Genomic DNA, 23,312 nt, shown 5'->3' on the forward strand with positions numbered 1-23,312 from the left:
TCCGATTCGTTAAGCAGCTGTTTAAGGTCATTTGCATAGGCTTTAACCATCCCAAGATTAAAATTGTCGTCACTATCAGCTACCATCTCAGCTTCAGCTAATACCCTGGACTTTTCAAGTTTAGACTGCCGTTCCCTAAGCTCTCTTATCCGGGGCGCCAGATCGTCATAATTTAACTTGCCGCTTTCAATAGCCTCATACAGGCGGTTTAACCTCTGTCTGATATCATCCAGTTCGGCATCCAAAACGGCCAGCTTTTCCTTATGATGGCTGGAAGTTGATTCAAGTTCCTCATTGACCTGTTTTACTAGTTCCTCCAGATTTTCTTCGGTTAATACCTTGGACTTTATTTGCTTAATAACAGCTGATTCCAATTTTGTTTTAGGTATTGCCTGGCAGTTACAGACCCCGTTTCCCTGTTTAAACTTCCGGTTACACTGATAGTACGCATACTGGCCTGATTTGGCACTGTGCCCGGTCAGAGCCGCACCACAGGAGCAAAAAGCCATTCCGCTTAACAGGTACTGGCTGGGTACTGTCCGGGGGTGGGTATTTTTAGGCTGGCGGGAGACCATGCTCTGCTGGATACGCTGGAAAGTTTCCTTGTCTATAATACCCGGCCAGGCATTTTCTAACCGCACTGCCTCTTCATTTTTAGCCAGACCTTGGCTGGGTCTGGCTCCCCATACCAGAGTGCCTGTATAGGCTTCATTGCAGAGTATCTTATGAACCGTCGTCCTGCCCCAGGGTTTACCTGCCTTAGTTATATATTCTTCCCGGTTGAGAATATTGGCTATTTCTTTACAGCCCTTGCCTTTATCCGCCAGAGCAAATATGTATCTTACGGTTTTAACTCCCGGAGAGGTATCCGCTTCGGGGGCAAGTTTATTCCGTTGCTTTGGGCCATCCTTCACTTTTACAAGTTCATATCCTAAAGGCGGCTGGCTTCCGTTATAAAATCCCCTGAGGGCATTTTCTTTCATTCCCCGCTTTATATCCTGCCCTAAGTTGGCTGAATAAAATTCGTCCAGAGACTCTATTATTCCTTCCATCAGCTTGCCGGTGGGTGAATCGTCAAGGGGTTCGTTTATGGAGATGACTTTAATGCCCTTTTTCTGAAGCAGTAGTTTATAGGTAATAGAGTCAGCCCGGTTACGGGCAAAGCGATTAAGTTTCCAGACTAATATAGCTTCGAAAGGTGGTATGGATGACTTGGACATGGCTATCATCCGTTTAAATTCAGGTCTGGCGGCAGTCCGCCCGCTTTCAGCCTCATCTATAAATTCATAAGTAATCTGATAGTTATTTTTTCCGGCATAATCCCTAAGTGCCCTTAACTGGGCGGCAATGGATAATTCTACGTCCTGAGCTTCGCTGGATACCCTGGCGTAAAGTGCGACTTTCATTTCCCGCTCCTTTGGCCTTTTAAGCGACGGCAAACATCGCATTCCCCTGGCAGAAAATTGGTTAAAATCAGAGTTTGAATATCTCTCTTAAGGGTTTGTGTTTCCATTCCAAGTTGTTTATAGGCTTCCCGTATGTATGTGAATTTTTTCAAATTATCGATGCTTAATAATTTGGTTATTGCTTCCAGACATGCCTCTTCAGCGCCTGGGCAGCTTAATAAAGTGGTACCCGGTTTTATTATTATTTCCCCCCGGTTCTTATTAATTTGTAACCTTTCAACTGCTTTTTCAAGTATTGTGCGATCATTTAGAAGTATGAATTTAAAGCTGTTTTTACATATAAAATCAAGCAAAATACCCTTCTCATCCCTTGCTTCTGCGCATACTTCTATCCCTACTTCTCTCCCCATTCTATCCATACCTTCTACTAATTCTTTTCGGAAGAAGATACACCTATTTATATAGTTCTCGCATGCTGCTTTCCAACCTTTTAATGAAAAGAAGGTAAGGTTATGGTTTAAATGCTGTTCAACAAGGGTGAAAAGAAGACTGTTTTCAAGTTCTAAATTAACGATAATATCTGTGGACGACTCAGGTTGCGTGGCAACTACTTTCCCTGCATTAAATTCAATTTTATAAGTATCTTGGTCAAAATAAAACCGGGTATCGGGCTCCGGCAGGGCAATAGCCGCATCAAGTTCGTTTAAGGTGGCAAGGAGTTGTTCTTGGTGCTTGGTCAGTGCTGTTTTTAGTACCTCAAGTTCGGCTTGGTCAAAACGGCGTTCCGCTTGAGCTTCGGTTATATATTTGCGGATAGTCCTGATATCCCTACCTTTCCGTTGGGCTAAATGGGCTTCTGACCAGCCGCTCTCATATAAGTCAAGCCATTCGCGGGTTTCCTTAATAGACGGAGCCTTTTTTCTTGGCATATTTTACCCCCTTGACAGCCTGATAAGTCTGCCTGTGATTCATTATAACATAATTATATGCTCTTACCAATGCTAATTACAACTAATATATGTATTTTGCGGTTTGTTATTATGAATATATGGGCAGGAAAAAGACAGCCAAGGCAAATTCTATAGACCCCCAGACGATGAAGGGGCTAAAAATCCTTGCCCGGATAATTGTTCGACAGTACTTGATAGATAAAGGAAAAGCCCGCTCAAATGATTAAATCCAGAGCGGGCTTTTTAGCTGGACATTTGCTACTCGAAATAGAATACGATTGCGCACCTTTTAGATGCCGTCTTATCCTGATGCCAAAGTCTGAACTGATATGTGCCGGATTCGGTAGCATGGCAGCTAAGCACTGCCCGATAGCCATTTTCATATCGCTCAACATTATATGAAGGTGTAACGCCAACCGGGCCTTTGTTTGTGTATTTGGATATTTCACAATTTAAATCTTGGCCTAAAGGTACATCACTATAGATAACAATTTTCAGGTTGTCTCCGGGAACCAGATAAAATACATCCGAAAAGTACATGCCGTATCTTGAGCCGGCATTATAAGGTTGATGAGTTTCTGAATAATCATACTTATTCAGGTAATTGACTAATCTGTATGAATCATAAAAATCAAGAAAGACATACCCAGCCGCATACCGCCCGGATGTTTTAAGACCATCGAGTGTAAGGGGGGATTGGAGGATAGATTGCTTGGTCGGTATAGATCTGACAGCAGGGGCTGAATCATCTGAATCAGCCGAGTTTACAAAATAAGCGACTGCATTCCATGCAAAAATCAACATGATAACCAGTAAAACAGCTTGGATTAATCTTGCGAGTGTTTTCATTAAACTCCCCTAATACTTATAAATGATACTTATAGTCTGTAGACCTATAGTCTACATCACCATATCATGTTGGTCAATAGGAATTTATATGATGACTGAAAAGACTATTGAACAACGATTCGGTGAACGCATACGCGATTTAAGGAAGAAAGCCGGAGTCTCGCAAGAGGAGTTGGCTGATCGGGCAGGTGTTCACAGGACATATTTAGGTGGTATCGAACGGGGCGAGAGGAATCCTTCGCTCAAGAATATTTATGCCATTTCCAGGGCCCTCAAAGTGCCAGTTTCAGATCTCTTTAAGACCTAACCAGCCTCTAAAGCTTATTCAATTCTCACCCTTAGCGCTGCAAATTGCCCTTTATTATGACCATACAAAAGGTTCTTTTGTAAACTATCAAACGGTAATTACTGTTTGATAAAATGCCCAGATAGACGTGTCAAACCCAATTACTTAGGCTAAAATAGAAATTGAGGGGGTTATTTTTTGAGGGGGTAGGTGATATCCTAGTTTCAAAATCCCTATGTATAACTTGGTAAGGCATCTAGATCTTGTTAAAGGATTATCACAGGACAAAATATATCGATAATAATAACGGTAGTAATATGAGAAAGAATAGCGCTTTTATATGAGTGACTGTTTTCATAATGGTATCGATATTAATTACTGATGCAAGAGGAGAATACAATGAGTATTGAACCTAGTGAAGAGGATAAGAAAGCAATTGAAATTGCACGTAAATTTAATATTAGACTTGGTACTCTAAAATGCACCGTATTTGATTTATTTGAACATGGTTACTTGTGTCATGAGGTTAAGTTTATTCTAAATAATAGTATTGGTGACCCGTATGACAAAATCATATACAAACGGGAGACTATCAGGATGTATTATTCTGAGTGGAAATCTAAAAAGCAGCAGATGCATTAGTTAATTAAGGTTTAATTCATTGGATAATACATCAAATACCCCTAGTACCCCCGGCAGTTCCTGATAGCCTGTTTGACGGCTCTGGTGGTTGCTCTGGCCATCATCTCCCCCAGTTTGGTATGCCCGCCTACATAAGTGTATTTTCCACCTGTGCCTGATACAGTAATTATTTGGTCTGTACCCGTACCGGTTGCCTGCCACTCTGGATGTGCCGCACTCCGTATATCCAGCTCCTGCAAGGCTACGTTCTTGGCTTCGGTCAGGGTAATGTATGAAGATGCCAGGGTGGGTGTCTCAAGGCTTGAGCCGGTCAGCAGGATAACATTAATCGTGCCTATCTTCTCAAACTTGCCGTTACGCTCTATGCCGCTGGCTTCATCACAGCCTATCCGCATGGCATTGGTCTTAACTCCGGCGGTGGCAAAGGCCAACACCCAGAATTCCTCATAGGTTTCTTCCGCCCAGGCTATATTGTCCTGGTCTACCCCGGTAGATAGGAATGAGACATTATCCAGGTCTGTATCGTATCTTTTGAGGACTTCTTCCAGTACTACCGAGTAGGCTGTTTGCCAGTCTGCCGAGTTGTCATGCATAAAGTCCCAGAGTTCGGGGGGGATATGGGTATTGAGTATATATTTGGCTTTGCCCAATCCGGTGCGGGTGGAGAGTATATTCCTTTCCTCCAGCAGTTCTATAACCAGAGTATTGGTGGATACTCCCAGAGCTTTATGATAGGCAATGCCTGCTCTTACCCCGTGGAAACAGCCCAGCTCTTTGTAAGTATCTATTTTAAGTTCTTGTAACACCTTGTTCCTCCAAATTATGCTTGATTCTTCAGCCAACTAAAAAACAGTCCCCTCCTAAAAACAAGTGATACAAGCTTCAATTTATCGTAAAATATTCAGTCACTAATTCGCGGAATCCCAAATACATTGTTACCCTGTAATCACCTTTGGCAAAACCACCAGCCGGTTTATCCAGAGAGAGAGTCTGAGGTATGAGATTACCTATGCCGACGCCTTCCCAAGTACCGATAATTTCTTCTCCGTAAAACCATCTAACAAACAGTGTCGTGCAACAAATGTCCGGCACTATAAAAGTGCAATAGATTTTAGGTGTTTCGACCGTAAATTCATGAGTAAGCTGAATTGGATTACCATTTTCGTCAATAGCAGCGGATAAAACTGCTTCGTCAATTTGTACCAAAGTATCCGGGCAAACTTCAGGTATCTGTTCAGGTTGCTCAATTATATTCTTACTATTTGCACAGGCAGCTAATAACCCTATTGAGAATATACTGATGAAAGTGAGCGCAAATCTAATCAATCTATGCATTCTTTATCCTTCCAATATGCCAATATATGTAATCTGGAAATTTGGGCATCAGAAGTTTTCCGGCTTGTTTCTGTTGATAGTATTAATAATATTATTTGGGAATCACCTAAAATACCCTGGGGATTAAGCAATTTTACGTTAGCTTACAATTGTAAGTGTTGAACCATAATATACCCCTTGTATTAAATAAGCGGGGGAAACTACTCCCCCGCTTGAATAAGTACAGGAAATCTGGCTTAGGCCTTTTTGATTCTTCTGGCAGCTAATTGCCAAGTTAATGCCAGCAAAATCAGAGATGGTAAACCGGTCACCAGCAGAAACATGGTGGCGGCTTTGGGTTCTATTTCAACATAACTGCCCAAATAATTCTGGACAGTAAAAAGCAACAATGCCAATCCTGCAATCCCCAATAGCCATTCGTACCAGGTAAGCTTGAAGTTACTGCGTTTCTGTAGCCACATAAAACCTAAAAATAAAGCTCCAACTAACAGCCCGATAATAAACCACATAATTTTTTACCTTCCGAAGATATTTTTCCTGATTAATTGTAATAGGCGTCATTATCGTAATGAATGCCATTTACAGGGAATGAATTTGTCCACCATTCTTCAATGGTATCTTCAGGTTTAAGACCATAACCAAATCCTTTGTCCATATTTACAAAAAAGCTATTAAGCATTGTAGTTTTGGCAAGAGTAGCTTTAACAATTTCGTGGACACTGGAAGCATCATCCTTGCTGAAGACACAAACCGCTTGGCAAACGCCGCAATAGGTATCTGATTCATTCCAATAGCGATTACATTTGAAATGGTCAAGTGGCCAGTTATTTAAACCGGGATTATTGAAAAGGTTTGGTTTGACCGAATCATAAGCTTGAACTATATCCCATGTGAGCTTTGTCTCTTTTGACAATGCACCAGAAGGGCAAAGATCAGCACATTTTTTACAGGTAATACAAAACTTTCTGGCACCGAAATCTATCGGCTTCTTGGGGGCTACCGGCAGATTTACAATATTCATAGTTGACTGACGAATCATGGGTCCCCAACCCGGAGTTATCAAATGTGCCAAACGGCCTTGTTCGCCAAGCCCAGACATAACACCCCAACCAACAATCGGGCCGTTGCCCTGTATATTCTGGCTGACAGAAAAATAGCCCAGTACTTTAAGAAATGCCTGTAAACGCCACTGTGCTATATCACAGTTGTCATAAGCTTGTCCGGCTGCTCCATCAGAAAGGTACCCGACCCTACTGGAAGTATCCAATGATTGTCTTACAGTATGCACTACTGCATAAATACCAGTATCCGGAATAATTACCTTGTTTGAAGCACTGTTGAAAGAAGGCTTTGGTGCTTCTTCAAAGGTTATATCGGGATATGTCCCCTGAGGCATCTGTGCCCATATCATCTTGCGGGTGTTTTCATTTATCTCGGCAAAACTAACACTAGATGCGCCAAAGAACCGCAATGCTTGAGTAATCATATTGGAACCTTCCTCAGGTGTGCCTTGCCATTTGGGAACCCCCAACATTTCAGGGGTAGGAACAGTATCCCAACCTTCCACCAGATCCTTGGTCAGGTTTGGTTGTGTCATCCGGTACCACACACCAGCCCAACCACCCACTTTAATTGCATTATCGCGAAGGGTTTGCCCAGGCTTGGAAGAACTGGTCATTCGTGCAATAGCTTCTTGCTTTGTCTTGGCTTGAATAGCTTTTACTTCTTCAGTTGTCAAATGGGCGGTAAAGTTGTTATAACTGCCCTTCTGGAATCTTTGCAATATATTCCAGTCAATTTCGGTAGTTGGTTGGTCTACTTCTTTTACCCACCAGGGATTAGCATAATCACTTTCAGCTGAGGTAGATATTACTTCATCCAGATCACGAAACACCGGGGCTACAGCCGCAGTTGTCCCAACTCCGGCTCCTGCCAGACCAAGGGCTTTCATAAAATCCCTTCTGCTTACTATTGAGTGAAAACTAGACATTTACTCCTCCGATATGAATTTGCTTTTGAGATACAGTTTTGAGTTTCATGGAGTTAATTTCTGCTGTCCACCTCCTGCACTTTTACAATAGATATTAAATTCAATAAGCATATTAATCATCGTACCAAAGTATTAACGAGTATAAGCAATTGAGAGTCTTGGTAGCCTCCTTAAAGGAGGCTACCAAAGGTGTATTTTAAGAATGAAATCCTAGACTGAGCAGTAATTAGTCTAAAATAGTCTTAGCCTAGAGCTGTATTTTGTATGTTATAATCCGAGTATGAGTAGAAAAGTGCTTGGCGAAAAACAATTACCAACGCAAGAAGTTTTGCCCGCAAATGATTTGATGATAAGCGGTATCAGAGATTCGGTATTTATTGCGGATCTAAATGGCAAAATAGTATTTGCTAATGATCAGGCTTGTAAAGTTCACGGATATACAAAAGGCGAATTTAAAGGCCTGAATGTCATAGATATAGTCCCACCCGAGCGGGTTAAAGAGGTTATGCCACACATCAACAAAGTCAAAGCACAGGGATATTCTATTCATAATTCAATTCACCGATGTAAAAATGGTGAAATAAAAATATCAGAGATTTCCTTAAGGCTTATTGAGATGGACAACCATGAATATATCCTGGCATTGTTTAAGGATATATCTGAGTTCCAAACAAAAATTCAGACTTATGTTGCAGCACAAGAAAAAGAACGGGAGTGGGTTTCAATTGAGATTCACGACAGGATTGTCCAGAATCTGTCTGGGATTTTGCATCAAATAAATGCTTTGACCCTCTGCAAGAAACCTTTTAATAAGGATAAAAGAGATAAACTGGATGAATTATCGGGGCAATTGAATAATACTATAATTGAAGCTCGAAGTATTATGCGGGAACTTTACCCAAGCACACTCGCTAGGTATGGACTTATCAGGCTAATCCAAGAAGAATCAATTCATCTGCAAGATGAAATGCATTGTGAGATAAAGTTTAATCATTCACTGACAAAAGCAGTGCCGCCGTATTTAGAGACAACAATATACCGGATTGTCCATGAGGCTTTATTAAATGCTAAGAAGTATTCTCAGGCATCACAAATAGTTGTTGATCTTAATAGGACTGATAAAAATATTTCGCTTGACATATGTGATAACGGAATCGGTTTTTGCTTAAAAAACGTCGATTGGATACGGCCGAGTGGGTTACAAAGTATGCGCCAAAGAGCAGAGATTGTCAGCGGAACATTTTGTATTAGAAGTGGGGTAAAGGGTACCTGTATTCATGTTTTGCTGCCTATAATTAATCACATAATGCCTACATTATCACTTTAACGATATCCGAGGTTAAAATGGGGAATTTATCAGACAATATACGTAACCCAATCAGAATATTTATTGTTGATGACCATGAAATAGTGAGACAAGGCCTTAAAGTCATTATTAATCAAGAACAGGACTTTGAATTAGTAGGTGAATCAAATGGACAAAAAGGACTCCTGAAGGAAATTGCTGAAGCTCATCCGGATGTATTATTACTGGACATAAGGATTAGTGGTTCAGATGGATTTGATATTGCTTCACAGCTTAATGAAAAGTTTCCTTCCATAAAAATTCTGATAATTTCCGGATATGAAAGTGAATTGTATTTAGTTGAGGCATTAGATCATAAGGTTAGCGGATTTATACCGAAGGGGTCTTCGCGAGATTATGTTTGTTCAGCGATTCGCATGGTTGCTCTTGGTGGTACAGTTTGGCACGGAGAGCTATTGTACAGAGTTATCAGGGGGTTGAGTAGACTAGGGAATGAACCTAATGATACAAAAGTACAAATAGGGAAAAGCCATTTAAAACCTCGCGAATTAAAAGTACTATCATTATTGGCCAAAGGGAAGTTAAACAAAGAAATATGCTTCGAACTACAGATATCGATGGATACTGTTAAAAAAGATATACATCAGTTAAAAAGTAAATACGGAGTGTTTAATCGTACTCAACTTGCTACTATAGCAACTGAGATGCAATTAAAGTAAGTGACTTATCATCAGCAAATATAAATTATTGAGGTCAATTTTATTGGGAGCATAGGGCTCAAACAGCACCCAATTTATGACGTCTTTAACTAATTAGAAATATGAATTGAAAAGTTCTACCTATTGATATCTCAGCTCCATTTTCCCTGCTGTTTTTGTACTACTTTTGTTTACACTAATTCTCTCACCGAGTCCCTGTTCTCACGCATGTTAGAATTAAAATGAACATGGCAACAGAATACATAATTAAAGACGAAATCGAAAAGGAAAGAACGCCTTCTGAGCTACAGAGTTGGTTAAGCCAGAAGGTGGAAAATATTTGTTCAACCCAAGAAGGTTTAAAAGCCTTCAGGCTGCAAAAAGGGCTCTTGAAAAAACTAACCGAGGAAATTAGTCCTCTAGCAAAATTTGGTGAACATAAATTTGGAAACACCAACCAAGTTCTTTTAAAACCAGTTATGGGTAATCAAAGATACGATGCGATAGTCATAGACAAGAGAACAGAGCCTGCAACTGAAACTTACATTGAGGTAACCCAAGCTCACGAGGGGAAAAACGATTATTGGCGCAGGCGCGAACTATTTAATAAAAGTTATAGTTTTGCAAAGGCTCCTGTTATCAAGACTGGTAAAGGAAAGAACATTCAGGTTTCAATCCCGCCAGAAGCTACCCCAGTAGAAGAAGGAGTAGAAAACGAACTTAAACGAATTGTAGTAGCAGCAGAAAAGAAGGCTAGAAGAGATTATCCAACCAACACTTCTTTGATAATCTCTTTTGACGATGCGGAACTCTCAGAAAAAAGGTTGGAAGAATTAAGCTATCCAACCATAGATGACTTCGTAAAAAAGGAACTCTTGCCATTAGACCTGAGGTTTTCACACCTGTATCTTGCTGGCAAAGCCAACAAGGTCTTTCGGGAATATCTTATTACAAAGCACGATTAAAGAGATTCTACGATATGGTCACTCTCTTGCTTGTTTAGCATATTTAAGCAATAGTTCAAGCTGCCAATCACGCTCCTGGGACGCACTATTTACATCTGCCGAACGGGCCACAACAGCTCTGATACTGTACAGCGCCGCGCCCAAAGCATGTGTCACAACATGAGCTGTGCCAACAGCCTGACCCGCAGCGTGGGCGGCAAAGGCAGCGTCTTTTTCTTCCTTCCCTTTGGCTGCAGCATGGGCATCAAGAGAAGCTTTGCGTATGGCCGCCATACTAAACACTCCGGTATCAATCCAGTCCCAGAGTACTTCAATTGCTTTTCTTGGTCTGCCGTCACCGGGATAATTTTCTTCAAAAAATGGCAGAACACGCTCAGCGCATTCTGCAGCCCAGATAGCCAAAATTCTTTGGTCAGGTTTAAAGACCTGATGGTCTATATGTTCTGTAAAAGGCTTATCCAAAATCTTTGAGACAGACTTGCGAATTTCATATAACAGTTTTGTTGGCCTTATCTTTTCCTGCAATCCCGGCCTCCAAATAACATGCATTTTAAGTCATGCTCAAAAACAAGCACCTGCACAACTAAACCGAATATTTAAATCAAAGTCCATACTGATACTGTCTATTATTTACCCCGATTTGCAAACCTAACCGGATAAATAACGGCTAAAAGATTTCCTGTTTAATACCAGATGGATAAGTATTGAGGCAATAAAAGCTATTGCCACAGCCACATGATGGCCGGAATTACCGGGGTGGACATGAGCTTCCGCAATTCCGGTTATTATGGTGGCCAGAAATAATACTGCCATGGATAAGCATACAACTCTTCTCATCAGGCAATCTCCTTATTATGGTGAATATTTGTTTGAGAAAGAGTTATCGCTTTCTCCGGGCATACCCTGACACATTTTTGACAGCCTTTACAATTATCCGGCCAGCTGATGCGGGCGTGCTTGTGGAACGGCAGATTGACCTTGTCAAGCACCCCGTTGGGGCAGGTTTCAACACATTTCCAGCAGGCCTGACATAATCTGGTATCCAGGCTGATATATTTAGTAGAGTGGTGCGGTACTCTATGAAGCATCTGGCTTTAACTCTCTTTCTTATCCATATCCTGTTGGTGCATCTCTAAAGCTTGGCGGTAAACCCTTGTAGCCAAATAGGCTTTTAAGCTATTAAGGGTACTAAACAGCCTGGCTACGGGCACCGTATCCATACCGCGCATATGATGAATTTTGTTATGTATTTCATCGGCTTCGTTACGTATTACCTCAATATACCGGCTATAAATACCCAGGTCATTCAGTTCCAGACCAAACCCGGCCAGTTCTTTAATAATACCGGCCACACGCAGGTCAATATCATCATACACATCACCCTTGGCGGTTTTTCGGGGCACCAGCAGACCCATTGATTGCAGGCCCTTAATCTCCGGAGCAGACAACCCAGAGGCATTCATCAGCTCACCTGCCGTCAGCGGGTTAGGCTCTCCTGTGACTACCGGCTGAAATACATCATCCAGGAGAGTACGCATCTCCCCAAGATGCTCAATATCCTGTCCGTCCCGCCTGGCTTGCAGTACGAGTTTTATTACAGACAAAGGAAGGAATTTTTCTGATTGGAGTTCTTTGATTAACCGGATATCCTCAACACAGTCAGGGCTGTAGTAAGCCATATTGGGGGCAGTTTTGAGCAAGGGGGACAGTAAGCCTTCACGGGTGTAGTAGTGAATAGTCGGCAGAGAAACACCCGCCGCTTTCGCGACTTCACTTATCCGCATCAGGGTCTGTTTGACTATATCTGTTTTTCCCATATTCACTAACTCTATAGTGTATAGTATATACTAACACTATATACTTTTCAAGCAGCAGAGACCAATTAAAATCAGTCAGAAACCTGAAGGCTACCCGCCAGGCAGTGAATGAAGCCTGAGGGAGTGCCATTATCAGAAAACCAGCCGCACTTGGACTGGTGATATTCAAACAAATAATCGCAGCATTTTTTAACCCTGTTATCAGATTTTTCTGCCCTCAGCTGGGACTAATCTGTTTCCAGCAGCCAGGGCACAGGGTCTGCCCGAAGTTTATCTTTCCATGTGGCTCTTCTTTACAGACATCAGCAGTTTACTTAGCGCGCTTTATATTGCCGGCCTCCGGGTAAAATCCTTGCCATTTCTTAATAATAATAAGGGCGGCTTTTGGCCGCCCTCTAAAAGAGATTAAAGATTGGGGACAAATACTATTTAGTTAAAGCTTTTTTAATAACTCCTTTGGGGTCACTGGCAAGCAGCACAATTTCCCATACCAGCAACCCGAATATAATTACGCTTATGCCCAAGAGGGTTGCATCCTGATTGATTTCCATGAAATTCACCTCCTTCCTGCAGATAGGCTATTACGTGGTCAACCAGCCACATTATGCTTGCACCCCAGAACATAAGACTGAGAAAACCCAGTTTATATTTATCATTTGGAGATTTTATATACCAGACAGCGGTGGTGATAACAGCGGCAGCCAAAGTCATTATCAGCCACATTATGCACCTGCACCAATGTTATTTGCCCTGGCAGATGATTTAAACTTGGCATCTGCAATAAGTACCATAACTGCCCAGATGGCGGTGACCGTAATAGCCATGGCAGTCCCGATAGTAGCCATTTCATGCAGCATGGGGGCAATATCATCCGGGTTCTCCATAGCCGTTAAAAACGGCCACCAGGGCACAACCTCACCATGCCAGACATGCTCCAAAGCCAGCAGCGCCGTGCCGCCCCAGAGCATTTTGTTGAGCCAGCCCAGTTTCCTGCCCCAGCTTATGCCCGAAGTATTATCCGCCTTGATACCCTGCTGTTTTTCCTTTTTTTCTACCGTTTTCTGAACAACCGTGGTAACCACGGCCTCGCCTGCAACTACCAAAAAACATGCCATAACCTGCTGTCTCCTTTCATTTACGAGGTGTTGTCTGAATGCTATTTGCAACTGGTTTATTATTGCATCTTGTTGCATTTAGTAATTGTTGCAATTATAAAACGTACGGCTATGCGGCGTCAAGACCAAATGGAAATAATTTTTCCGAAAAGTGCAGCTTTCCTAAGGAACAAGCAGGGCAGGCAGCAAAAGGGCTAGACGGACGGCAGGGGGCAACAGGGAGGGGTTATTTCTTGCCCAGAGACCGCATAAGCCCCAGCAGGGCAGTGATTATCTGGATTGGTTCAGGCGGATTGCCCGGTATTTTCAGGTCTACCGGCAGGATTTTATCAACCCCGCCCAGTACCCCGTAGCCGCCGCAGACAATGCTGCTGCCGCAGGCATCATCACCCAGGGCTATTACCAGCTTGGGGGAGGGCATGGCATCAAAGGTTTTCCTGACGGCAATAGCCATATTCTGGCTGACCGCACCGGTGACTATCAAGATATCTGCGTGGCGGGGTGAGGCAACGAAGCTGAGACCGAAACGTTCAATGTCATAATAGGGGTTAGAAAGGTTATTCAGTTCTATTTCGGCAGAGTTGTCACTGCCGCTGTCCAGCGCCCTGATAGCCAGACTCCGCCCGAAGACAGCATGTATCTCGGTTTTCAGGGCAAAGCCCAGTTTATCAAAGTCTGCATCACCCTTTGGCATCTGCCGGCATACTTTGGGTTTAAAAATATTATTTAAAACGTTTTTCACCGCAGATACCTCACAGGTCTGTCCCGGCATAAGACAGGTTCAGGCTTTTATTTATCAGGGGAAAGTCCGGAATAATATCCCCCAGCACCGCATGCTCTATAGCCTGCCAGTTGCAGTAAGAGGCGGTACGCACTTTATAGCGTTCAATTTTCCCGTCCCTAAGCCACAGCCAGTGGAGGGACTGCCCGCGGGGAGACTCGACCAGCACCAGGCTGTAGCCGTTTTGCGGCTTAAGCGGGACTATATATTCGCCGGCGGAAAGCCTGGAGGCGGTCTGAAGTATAAGCCCCAGTGAGGTTTGCACCTCGGAAACCCTTACCTTAAACCTGGCCATGACATCACCTTCGGGCAAAACAGGCGGCTCAAACGCAAGCTCAGAGTACAAGCCGTAAGGCTGGTTTAAACGGGTATCTATATCCGCCCCCGAAGCTCTGGCTGCCACCCCGGTAATATTAAGGGGTACAAGCAGGCGGTTATTTATAATACCGGTAGTTTCAAAACGGTCAACCACCGAGGTCTTGGCCAGTGCCTTTTCAACCTGCTGGTTAAACCTGCCCTCAAAGACACGCAGGTAATCTGCCAGTTCATTTACAATCCCGGCAGGTATATCCCGAAGCAAGCCGCCGGGAGTAATTATGCCCTTTAAAAAGCGGGAGCCGCTAAGGCGTTTGTTCCAGCGCATCAGTTCTTCACGCAGTGCCATAAGAGCAGCCGCCCCCACCGGATAGGCTACGTCTGTGAGCATACCGCTAAGGTCTGAAAGGTGAGAATAGAGCCTTTCCATTTCCAGCAGTATTAACCTAAGCTGTTCAGCCCGGCGGGGCGGACGCACAGAGCAAATATGCTCAACCGCCGAAGAGTAGGCATAAGTATTGGCGGCGGATTCATCACCGCTTACAGATTCGGCTATTTTAAGCCCGAAATCTATATCCCTGCCCACGGCCAGTTTTTCAAGCCCGCGGTGTTTGTAAAACAGCCTGATTTCCAAATTCAAAACAGGCTCGCCGATGGCACTGAAACGGAAATGCCCCGGCTCTATAATACCGGCATGCACCGGCCCTACCCCAACCTCATACACACCTTCGCCACTGACCTTTTTAAATGGATACAGGGCTTCATCCTCCACCCCGGCAGGCAGACTAAGCGGCTGGTTTTTAAAACTTTTTACCAGCGGATGGAAATTGGCAGGGTAGGTTTCGTGCAGCCAAAGCCGGCGGCGGTCAAAGGCATTTTCAAACTCACAGCCGTAGCCGTCCCGTATTTCCCGCTCAAAGTAACAGGCAGAGGGGAAAATGGCGGCAATAGAGGCAACCGGGCTGTCTGTACGGCGGATAATTACCAGCGCCCCGGAGTAATTCCTTTTCTCAAATACGTATAAAAGGCTGAGTCCCTCGTAGCCCCTGAACCCCTCCAGGCCGAATAAGCCGATAAGCCCGAAGCCGTCTTCGGCCAGCTTCGGGTAAAGGGCAGCCGCTTCGGCCCAGTCAAGCCCCAGATAATAATCTTTGTTTGCCCCTTTTTCCAGCCTGAGGGGATTGATAGCAGGGCTTAGAAATTCGGACAGATAAGTATATAAATCAGGTATTTTCATAGCTAAAAACCTAAACCTTTGACTATCTGGCTGAGAAAATCAGCCAGTACGGGAGGCTGGAAAACCCCCAAAACCACTACTCCGGCCATAATAACATAAACCGGCAGCTTCATGGACAGGGGGGTCCGGAAAACAGGGCGGTCGGCAGTTTGCTCACTGCGGGTAAAGGCTTTGAGCAGAAAAGTGGCAAAGGAAGAAGCTACCAGCAGCAGGCAGAAAAGCACTGCCAGCACCAGCCAGACCGAAATACCGCCCAGCTGGATAAGGATATTAAGTTCAGACAGGAAGACCGGAAACAGGGGCATACCGGTAATAGCAGCACTGCCGATTATAACCCCCCAGGCCGCCACCGGCTGGAGGCGGAATATATCAAATATACGGTCAAAACGGTCACTGCCGTACTGGCGGCGGATAATCCCGGCCGAAAAAAACAGCCCGCTCTTGACCAGCGAATGAGCCAGGGTATGGAACAGCATCCAGAACACCGCCAGAGGCGTGCCTATGCCTATAGCCAGCAGCATAATACCCATATGCTCTATGCTGGAAAAACCGATAAGCTTTTTAAGATTTCGGCGGGAGAGCATACTGAAAGCGGCTACCCCTATGCTGAGTATGCCTAAACCTATCAGCACATTGGAAAAAGTTTCGCCTATCTGGCTTTGGCGAAGCAGGGCGCTTAAGCGGAGAATACCCACTATGCCTATATTCAGCACGGTAGCAGACATCAGGGCGGTAACCACTGACGGGGCTTTGGCATAAGCCGCCGGCAGCCAGTTATGCAAAGGGACTAACCCGCTCTTGGCCAGCAGCCCGGTCAGTATCAGCAAAGCACTTAAACCCAGCACCGACGGTGAAAGCAGGGGAGCTAAGCCAGCCAGTTCGTCCCAGTTCAAAGTGCCTGTACCGCTCACCTGACGGGTAAGGGAGAAAAGAATAATAAGCCCGATGAAGGCAAATATCATGGCGGTAGAGGCAATAAATATATACTTCAAAGCGGCCACCAGGTTATCACGGGCATTCAAGGTGGCAATAAGCAGGGCGGAAAAGAGGGTGCTCAGCTCTAAAAACAGCCAGAATAAGGCCAGATTATTGGCAAAAAAGGCAAAGGTAATCACGGAAAGAAGCAGGTTAAAACCCAGATAGAAAACGGGCAGATTTTCCGTATCCAGCTCTTTATTTGCAATAAGATGGCTGACATAACCGCGGGAATAAAGTGCCGCCAGTATAAACACCGCTGAAGCAATCAGCACCTGAAAGATACCCAACCGGTCAATGAATAAGTAACGGCTTTCCATGAAATAATGGGGCAGGGGTAAAGCTAAAAGTACCCATAGGCTCAGCCCCAGATGCCACAAGCCGTGCCCCAGACTGAATCCGGCCAGCATTTTCGGGGACAAGCTGCCCCTGACTAAACGCAGTCCCAGCAACCCTCCGCCCAGAATGAGTGAAGGCAAAATATAAGCCAGCAGTATCAGGTTTTCCATTACTTTTTCTTGAACCATTCACCCAGCGGCGTAAAACGGGGGTGAAAATCCTCTATAGTTGAATCTATGCCGAAAGCCAGCACCGTAAGAAGCAGCACCAGTATCACCAAGTCTATCAGGACCAGTATTTCCAGTATAAAGGGCAGTTCCGCTACAAATAAACCAAACAGTATGGCCCCGTTTTCCATGCTCAGGTAGCCCACTATCTTGGTCAGCATTTTCTTGCGGCTGAAGATGACCATCATGCCCATTAGTGCCATGGACACCCCTATAACCGCCCCCAGAGTAAACAGCCGCTCAGGCATTACTTCGCCCAGAAGGCTTGAAAACACCTGATAAACCCCGAAAACCAGCAGTATGCTGACTATCAGTGAGCTTACCGGGTAAAGGAAGCGGAACTCCAGGTCACGCCGGATATTCATCTGGAAAAGTATCCGGTTCAGAATACGGGGTATCAGAAACACCTTGCCAAACAGAGTTAGCAGGGCAATAAAAAGCAGGGTCAGGTGGCTGTCATGTATAAAAAACGCCAGAGCTACCAATGCCACCAGCAGAGACTGCAGGGCATAAGTTTTAAACAAACTGGTAAGGCTGCGCTGCCACAAAACCAGGGCAGATGTAACCAGCACCAGCACCAGCAGTATTTTCAGTATGTCGTTTAAAGGTATATTTTCTAACATTCTCTAGGCCAAAAATTTAAATATTACGGTGATAAAGGAAAAGAAAAAAGCCAGCATAAAAAGCCCCGGTACCCGGAAAAGGCGGAACTTGGCCATGAGGGACTCAAATATGCCCACCCCCACCGCAAGCAGGCTGCCTTTTATCACAAAAGCCAGAAACGCTAAAGCTATGCCGCCAGCCGTACTTTCCGCCGCCAGCCCCCAGGGAGCGATTATATTTAGAAGCACCCCCATCAGCAGGGTTTGTTTAAGGGCATGGGAAAGCTCTATCAGTGCCAAATCCGGCCCGGAATATTCCAGCGTCATGGCTTCGTGTATCATAGTCAGTTCCAGATGGGTTTCGGGGTTATCCACCGGTATCCGCGAAGTCTCTACAATAAGGATTATAAAAAGTGAAATACCGGTCAGTATCAGGCTGGGATTGGACAAAAAACTGCTTTCCCGCACCTGAGCAAACATATCAAACAGGCTGGTTGTCTGAAGCACATACGCCAGCGCCCCGAATACGATAATAACCACCGGCTCTATAATGGCTGAAATGGTCATCTCGCGGGAACTGCCCATACCCCCGAAACTGCTGCCGGCATCCAGCCCCGAAAGTGCCATGAAAAAGCGGGACATAACCATGAGGTATAAAAACAAGATGATATTGCCCAGACCGGGGTCTGCCGCAGGTATAAAAACCAGCGGCACAGATAAAGAGGCCACCAGCATAAAAACCAGGCTCAGGTAAGGGGTCAGGCGGATTATAAAGGAAGTTTGATAGGAATAAACCCGTTCCTTCTTGAAAAGTTTGTACAGCTGGTAGTAGGTCTGTAAAAGGGGCGGCCCCACCCGTCCCTGAGCATAAGCCTTGACCTTTTTAATAAGGCTGATAAAGAGGGGAGATACCAGCAGGGCCAGAGCGGTGTTTATAAGACCGTATAACACCAGATTTAAGCTCACCACAGCCACCTTGCCGCCAGTATAACCAGCAGAACGGTTATAAAGCTGTACAGGATATGGCTGCCCAAATCAACGTCCTACAGGCGGGATACGAAACGGGAAATACGCCCGAAGAAACCGGCAATTGGCAGGTAAATATACTCATCAAAAAACTTTAAGGTATGAATGGCGGACTTGCCCTGCTTGAAAATAGCCTGCTGGTTATCTTCGTAACTGCGTTCATTGTAGTGGCGGGTGCGGTATATCAGCCGGAATATCTGGAAAAGAGGTTCGGCAAAGCCGGTGGCGGTATACTCAAAGCGGGGGGTGGGGCGGATATATCCGCAAGCCCATGTCTCACTCCGGCGGCTTTTCCGGGGTGAAAACAGCCTGACCATACCGAAGACCAAAACCCCGAATATAACCAGCACCAGGCCAACCAGTGACATATCAGGCAGATCAAAACTGTAACCTGCCGACTGGAATACCTGAACCGCAAAAAGACCCAGTACCAGACAGGCAACTGCCAGTATGGCCGGCCCGATAATCATGCTTTTTGAAACTTCCTTAGCCGAGGCTGCTTCCTGACTGCGGGGCATGGCCAGAAAGACCGCCCCGAAAGCCTTTACAAAACAGGCAGCCGCCAGAGCCGAAGTAAGCGCCAGTATGGCCAGCACACTGAACAGAAGTATCTTTATGCTGCTTTCAGCCAGAGAAAATGACTGGAAGAAAGACTCAAAGAGCATCAGCTCACTCATAAAACCATTGAAAGGCGGCAGGGCGGATATGGAAACCGCCCCCACCAGAAAGATAACCGAAGTGTAGGGCATCAGCTTCACCAGCCCGCCCATTTTTTCAATATTACGGTCACCCACTGCCATAACCACCGACCCGGCAGTCATAAACAGCAGGCTTTTAAAGATGGCATGGTTCAGGCTGTGGAATAAAGCTGAACCGAGTGCCAGCAGGGCTAAAGTATCCTGCCCGTACAGACCGAAAATAACATACAGCCCGATACCCATCAGGATAATGCCGATATTTTCAATACTGTGGAAAGCCAGCAAAGTTTTAAGGTCATGCTCTTTCAGGGCGTATATTACCCCCAGCAAGGCGCTGACCGCTCCCAAAAGGAGTATGACCACCCCCCACCATATTTCCGGACTGAGCACATCCATAAGGAAGCGTACCAGACCGTAAATAGCCACCTTGAGCATTACCCCGGACATCAGGGCGGAAATATTGGAGGGGCTGGCTGAGTGGGCATAAGGCAGCCACTTGTGAAGGGGGATGATACCGGCCTTTATCCCAAAAGCCAGAAATGCCAGTACAAAAACGAGGCTTTGGATACCGGACGGCGCACCGTCAAGGCTGAGTTCAAAACTGCCGTTTTGGATATACATAACCACAGCCATCAGCATCAGGAAAACAGTGCTAAGCTGGGTAAGCACGAAATAATAGACGCCGGCCCGCTGGGTAAATACCGCCTGATAATCATTCATCATCAGGAAAAAGGAGCTAAGCGCCATTATCTCCCAGAAGAATAACAGGCTGAAAGTATTGGCTGAGGCCACCACCCCGGCCATGGAAAATATGAAAATACCCATAAAGGCTGAAAGCAGGTTGGCACGTTCATTGGAAAACAGGTGATTATTGTAACCCAGCGAATAAATTGCCACGCAGAGTGAAACCAGGCTGATTATCAGGATAAAAAATGAGGCCAGACGGTCAATATAGAAAGCTATATCCAGCCCGGGTGCAATACTCCAGAGGGAAATATCCAGCGGGTTACCGAAAAATACCCCTAAAGACCCGCAAATCAGGCATACCGCTGCCGCTATAATCAGCCACAGCACCGCCTGCCAGACTTTTTTGCCGCCGTGATTGAAGACTATGCCCGCCAAGGCGGCAAAAAGCAGCAAAATACCCCCGCCGAGCCAAAAACCCGCTGTCATTTTAAGATACAAATCCTCATAAAAAGATAAAGAGCCCCTGTAGACCCCTCTATTCTATAACTCTGTAAACAGTAAATTTATATTCTAGGTATTGCCCTAGCTAAAGTCAAAACCTGCCCAAAGCTGGCCATCTGCCAGTTATTTTACATAATAGAATAATGTCAAAATACCCTGGACACAGGGATTTAACACAACCTTAATATCCGCTTAGCAAAAGCTTAATAATGGGGTGTTACAATGTGATTTACGGAAAGTGAGAGGCACCCCTCTGGAGTGACACGCCATGGAAGAACCTAAGATTACTCTGGGTCTTATTGCCCACAATAACTGCAAAAAGGACATGGTACACCTGATTCAAGCTTATGCCCACCTGATGAAGGGGCATCACCTTATTGCTACTAAAAGCACCGGCGAACTTATCCGGAAACATACCGGGCTGCCGGTTATACTCAAGGAAAGCGGCCCTGACGGCGGGGAACTGCAGCTGGGAGGGTTTGTGGCCAGCGGCATAATCAAAGCCGTAATCTTCCTGCGTGACCCGCTGAAACGCAAAAGCCATGAACCGGATGTTACCGCCCTGATGCGGGTATGCGATGCCCATAATATCCCGCTGGCTACCAACCGGGCTACGGCTGCCTGTGTCCTTCATACAGTACTTTTCCACCCCGACAAACTGGAGGATATGCCGCCTAAAGAAAGCGACGACGACCCTTAAACCTTGCCCCTTCCGGCTATCAGCCACCGGCCATACTTCTACAAACCATGTCTATACTTCTGCTTTAACTAAGCACCCGCATTCAGAAACACTTTACAAGCCGGTATTCTTTTTCTAAAATATTCTGTATAAATGCTTCAGGAGAAATATAGGCATGGCAATATATGAGTTCAGCTGCGCCAAATGCAGCCACGTGTTTGATGTTAACCTGAAGGTAGATAACCGGGATACTCCCCAGGTTTGTCCGGAATGCAAAGCTACCGGATGCAAACGCAGCTTCGGCAGTTCGGTCACTTCCCATGTTTCAAGCGGTGCCAAAACAAACAGGAGCGGCACTAAAAACAGAACACCCGAAAAAAAGGTAATCCACCTGAGCAATCTAAACAAGTCCGGCTGATTTCCCCGGATAAAAACCAAATCAGACAGCCTTTATAACAGCTGTCTGATTTTTATTCAGCGTAATAGAATGAACCTACTCCGAGTCAGACTCCGCTTCCGGATGTTCTCCATCCGGCACTTTGGGAATTTGCGCCTTTGTATCCGGCAGAGCATTGCCGAAGAATACTTTGGTATGCGGCCAGGGTATTTCAATATTTTCGCGGTCAAAAGCTATCTTTATCCGCTTGCGAAGCTCGCCTTTTATAGCCCACTGGGTACCAGGCTTGACGTCACCCAGCACTTTTATATCCACCCCGGAATCACCCAGTTTATTTACCCTGAGCACCCCAAGTGAATTTTTAACTACAGATTTATTCCATTCGGGTTCACTGGTAAATTCGGCGCATACTCTGTTTATAACATCTATGGCGTGATTTATATCTTCCTGATAGCCGATGCTGATATCAAAATTAACCCTTGAAAGGTACTTGGTGTAGTTACTGGTTATCCGTATTTCGCCGTTGGAAACCACGTGCACCACCCCGTCCAGGTCACGCACAATGGTCCGGCGGAGGTCTATAAATTCCACCTCTCCCACCACATCCATAACCTTTATTACATCTCCCACCGAATACTGGTTTTCCAGTATGATAAACAAACCTGAAAGATAGTCTTTGACCAGACTCTGGGCGCCAAAGCCGATAGCCACCCCCAGAACGCCGACCCCGGCCAGGATAGGCCCGATATCCAGCCCCACTTCAGACAGCGCTACAAAAGCCCCCATAGCCACCACTACTACCTCAGCAGTGGAAACGGCCACCCCGATAAGGGTATCCGCCCGCTTTCTGGCCTCTTCTTTGGGTTTGGCAACCCCGCCGAACATTATGCCGCGGATAAGGGCCGGCACCCCCCGGCTGACGGCATAAACCCCGGCAATCACCAAACCGATAATAAGCAGCAGTTTGACTCCGTGCGTACCCAGCCAGACAGTCAGCCCGTCGGCTGACACCCCGTATACATTTATACCTGCCACAACCAGCGCCAGCAGTGCCAGAAAGGGCACTACGAAACGGAGGCTGTCTATTATATAGTCATTTACCTTTGAATTGGCCTTGCCGGGTATTTCCGTTTTCAGCCAGCTAAGCAGCCCCTCTATAAGCCCGGCCCCTATCCAAAGAGTAAAGGCTACCATGAGTAGCTCAAGAGCCTGGGAAATCTGCTTGCCTAGCTCTACTTCAATAGTCAGATTTTCAGTAATAACATACAGCGCCAGACACCAGATAATGAGCAAAACCGGGAGGCGGATGGCTTTAAGAACATTCCTGAGCAGGCTTACTTTGTTTTCCTCATCTTTGCGTATAAATTTGGAAAACAGCCTGTTTACCAACAAAAACAGCACCAAGGCCACAGCTGCTACAATAGCCAGCATAACCAGACTTTCAAGTGTAAATTCTATCAGCATAAGGTTTTCTTTCTATCCCGAATTT

At 45.2% G+C, this 23,312-nt stretch carries 26 protein-coding genes and 1 pseudogene; 7 read left to right on the forward strand and 20 right to left on the reverse strand.

The window, feature by feature from the left end; translation table 11 throughout:
- Nucleotides 1-356 precede the first annotated feature (356 nt).
- The 3 genes and pseudogenes from DET_RS08940 to DET_RS07960 all read right to left on the reverse strand — a co-directional run.
- A pseudogene (locus DET_RS08940) lies at nt 357-1,448 on the reverse strand (recombinase family protein); the annotation flags it as partial.
- The gene (locus DET_RS07955; RefSeq protein WP_010935871.1) at nt 1,403-2,335 is read right to left on the reverse strand and encodes a hypothetical protein; all 933 of its coding nucleotides are present in this window, start codon (nt 2,333-2,335) and stop codon (nt 1,403-1,405) included. The pseudogene DET_RS08940 and the gene DET_RS07955, both read right to left, overlap by 46 nt.
- A gap of 279 nt (nt 2,336-2,614) precedes the next feature.
- The gene (locus DET_RS07960; RefSeq protein ID WP_015407424.1) at nt 2,615-3,205 is read right to left on the reverse strand and encodes a hypothetical protein; all 591 of its coding nucleotides are present in this window, start codon (nt 3,203-3,205) and stop codon (nt 2,615-2,617) included.
- Nucleotides 3,206-3,293: 88 nt separating this feature from the next.
- Between DET_RS07960 and DET_RS07965 the strand changes: the two genes are divergently transcribed.
- The gene (locus DET_RS07965) at nt 3,294-3,512 is read left to right on the forward strand and encodes a helix-turn-helix domain-containing protein (protein WP_010937228.1); all 219 of its coding nucleotides are present in this window, start codon (nt 3,294-3,296) and stop codon (nt 3,510-3,512) included.
- 378 nt (nt 3,513-3,890) lie between these two features.
- Nucleotides 3,891-4,133 (forward strand): hypothetical protein, encoded by a 243-nt coding sequence (locus DET_RS07970; RefSeq protein ID WP_012984059.1) that lies wholly within the window; start codon nt 3,891-3,893, stop codon nt 4,131-4,133.
- 41 nt (nt 4,134-4,174) lie between these two features.
- On the opposite strand, the gene DET_RS07975 is transcribed toward DET_RS07970, so the two are convergent.
- The 4 genes from DET_RS07975 to DET_RS07990 form a co-directional block, all read right to left on the reverse strand.
- The gene (locus tag DET_RS07975) at nt 4,175-4,939 is read right to left on the reverse strand and encodes an adenosylcobinamide amidohydrolase (protein ID WP_010937229.1); all 765 of its coding nucleotides are present in this window, start codon (nt 4,937-4,939) and stop codon (nt 4,175-4,177) included.
- 76 nt (nt 4,940-5,015) lie between these two features.
- Nucleotides 5,016-5,468, reverse strand: a complete 453-nt coding sequence (locus DET_RS07980; RefSeq protein WP_010937230.1) for a hypothetical protein — start codon at nt 5,466-5,468, stop codon at nt 5,016-5,018.
- A 236-nt stretch (nt 5,469-5,704) separates the two neighbouring features.
- Entirely contained in the window at nt 5,705-5,977 is a 273-nt protein-coding gene (locus tag DET_RS07985) for a hypothetical protein (protein ID WP_010937231.1), read from the reverse strand.
- 32 nt (nt 5,978-6,009) lie between these two features.
- Nucleotides 6,010-7,458, reverse strand: a complete 1,449-nt coding sequence (locus DET_RS07990; RefSeq protein ID WP_010937232.1) for a reductive dehalogenase — start codon at nt 7,456-7,458, stop codon at nt 6,010-6,012.
- Nucleotides 7,459-7,750: 292 nt separating this feature from the next.
- On the opposite strand from DET_RS07990, the gene DET_RS07995 reads away from it, so the two are divergent.
- The 3 genes from DET_RS07995 to DET_RS08005 all read left to right on the forward strand — a co-directional run bounded on the left by DET_RS07995 (nt 7,751) and on the right by DET_RS08005 (nt 10,427).
- Nucleotides 7,751-8,785 (forward strand): PAS domain-containing sensor histidine kinase, encoded by a 1,035-nt coding sequence (locus DET_RS07995; protein ID WP_010937233.1) that lies wholly within the window; start codon nt 7,751-7,753, stop codon nt 8,783-8,785.
- A 17-nt stretch (nt 8,786-8,802) separates the two neighbouring features.
- Nucleotides 8,803-9,483 (forward strand): response regulator transcription factor, encoded by a 681-nt coding sequence (locus DET_RS08000; RefSeq protein ID WP_010937234.1) that lies wholly within the window; start codon nt 8,803-8,805, stop codon nt 9,481-9,483.
- A gap of 227 nt (nt 9,484-9,710) precedes the next feature.
- Entirely contained in the window at nt 9,711-10,427 is a 717-nt protein-coding gene (locus tag DET_RS08005) for a hypothetical protein (protein ID WP_148184975.1), read from the forward strand.
- Between the two features lie 18 nt (nt 10,428-10,445).
- Here DET_RS08005 and DET_RS08010 read toward each other — a convergent pair whose 3' ends face one another.
- The 12 genes from DET_RS08010 to DET_RS08065 all read right to left on the reverse strand — a co-directional run bounded on the left by DET_RS08010 (nt 10,446) and on the right by DET_RS08065 (nt 20,732).
- Complete coding sequence (locus tag DET_RS08010; protein WP_148184977.1) at nt 10,446-10,952, reverse strand: putative immunity protein; 507 nt, start codon at nt 10,950-10,952, stop codon at nt 10,446-10,448.
- A gap of 123 nt (nt 10,953-11,075) precedes the next feature.
- Nucleotides 11,076-11,264: a hypothetical protein gene (locus tag DET_RS08015; protein ID WP_041223414.1), complete on the reverse strand. Its 189-nt coding sequence runs from the start codon at nt 11,262-11,264 to the stop codon at nt 11,076-11,078.
- A complete protein-coding gene (locus tag DET_RS08020; protein ID WP_010937238.1) occupies nt 11,264-11,515 on the reverse strand; it encodes a DUF362 domain-containing protein in 252 nt (83 codons plus the stop codon). The genes DET_RS08015 and DET_RS08020 overlap by 1 nt, the downstream gene beginning before the upstream one ends.
- 6 nt (nt 11,516-11,521) lie before the next feature.
- A complete protein-coding gene (locus DET_RS08025; protein ID WP_044026235.1) occupies nt 11,522-12,244 on the reverse strand; it encodes a MerR family transcriptional regulator in 723 nt (240 codons plus the stop codon).
- Nucleotides 12,245-12,669: 425 nt separating this feature from the next.
- Nucleotides 12,670-12,795 (reverse strand): hypothetical protein, encoded by a 126-nt coding sequence (locus DET_RS08865; RefSeq protein WP_010937241.1) that lies wholly within the window; start codon nt 12,793-12,795, stop codon nt 12,670-12,672.
- Nucleotides 12,796-12,966: 171 nt separating this feature from the next.
- Nucleotides 12,967-13,359: a hypothetical protein gene (locus DET_RS08035; RefSeq protein ID WP_010937242.1), complete on the reverse strand. Its 393-nt coding sequence runs from the start codon at nt 13,357-13,359 to the stop codon at nt 12,967-12,969.
- A gap of 226 nt (nt 13,360-13,585) precedes the next feature.
- Nucleotides 13,586-14,101 (reverse strand): NADH-quinone oxidoreductase subunit B family protein, encoded by a 516-nt coding sequence (locus tag DET_RS08040; RefSeq protein WP_010937243.1) that lies wholly within the window; start codon nt 14,099-14,101, stop codon nt 13,586-13,588.
- Nucleotides 14,102-14,111: 10 nt separating this feature from the next.
- Nucleotides 14,112-15,692, reverse strand: coding sequence for an NADH-quinone oxidoreductase subunit C (locus DET_RS08045; protein ID WP_010937244.1), 1,581 nt, complete (start codon nt 15,690-15,692; stop codon nt 14,112-14,114).
- Between the two features lie 2 nt (nt 15,693-15,694).
- Nucleotides 15,695-17,176 (reverse strand): proton-conducting transporter membrane subunit, encoded by a 1,482-nt coding sequence (locus DET_RS08050; RefSeq protein ID WP_041223486.1) that lies wholly within the window; start codon nt 17,174-17,176, stop codon nt 15,695-15,697.
- A complete protein-coding gene (locus DET_RS08055) occupies nt 17,176-17,856 on the reverse strand; it encodes a hydrogenase subunit (protein ID WP_010937246.1) in 681 nt (226 codons plus the stop codon). Before DET_RS08055 ends, DET_RS08050 begins: the two co-directional genes overlap by 1 nt.
- A gap of 3 nt (nt 17,857-17,859) precedes the next feature.
- Entirely contained in the window at nt 17,860-18,801 is a 942-nt protein-coding gene (locus tag DET_RS08060; protein WP_010937247.1) for a respiratory chain complex I subunit 1 family protein, read from the reverse strand.
- A gap of 77 nt (nt 18,802-18,878) precedes the next feature.
- Nucleotides 18,879-20,732: a proton-conducting transporter membrane subunit gene (locus tag DET_RS08065; RefSeq protein WP_010937248.1), complete on the reverse strand. Its 1,854-nt coding sequence runs from the start codon at nt 20,730-20,732 to the stop codon at nt 18,879-18,881.
- Between the two features lie 283 nt (nt 20,733-21,015).
- On the opposite strand from DET_RS08065, the gene DET_RS08070 reads away from it, so the two are divergent.
- Together DET_RS08070 and DET_RS08075 are read left to right on the forward strand one after the other, a co-directional pair.
- On the forward strand, nt 21,016-21,447 hold the full coding sequence (locus DET_RS08070; RefSeq protein WP_010937249.1) for a methylglyoxal synthase: 432 nt from the start codon (nt 21,016-21,018) through the stop codon (nt 21,445-21,447).
- A gap of 154 nt (nt 21,448-21,601) precedes the next feature.
- The gene (locus DET_RS08075) at nt 21,602-21,844 is read left to right on the forward strand and encodes an FmdB family zinc ribbon protein (RefSeq protein ID WP_041223415.1); all 243 of its coding nucleotides are present in this window, start codon (nt 21,602-21,604) and stop codon (nt 21,842-21,844) included.
- 75 nt (nt 21,845-21,919) lie between these two features.
- Here DET_RS08075 and DET_RS08080 read toward each other — a convergent pair whose 3' ends face one another.
- Nucleotides 21,920-23,287 (reverse strand): mechanosensitive ion channel family protein, encoded by a 1,368-nt coding sequence (locus tag DET_RS08080; protein ID WP_010937252.1) that lies wholly within the window; start codon nt 23,285-23,287, stop codon nt 21,920-21,922.
- Nucleotides 23,288-23,312: the final 25 nt, after the last annotated feature.

Source organism: Dehalococcoides mccartyi 195 (assembly GCF_000011905.1).
Taxonomy (GTDB): Bacteria; Chloroflexota; Dehalococcoidia; order Dehalococcoidales; family Dehalococcoidaceae; genus Dehalococcoides; species Dehalococcoides mccartyi.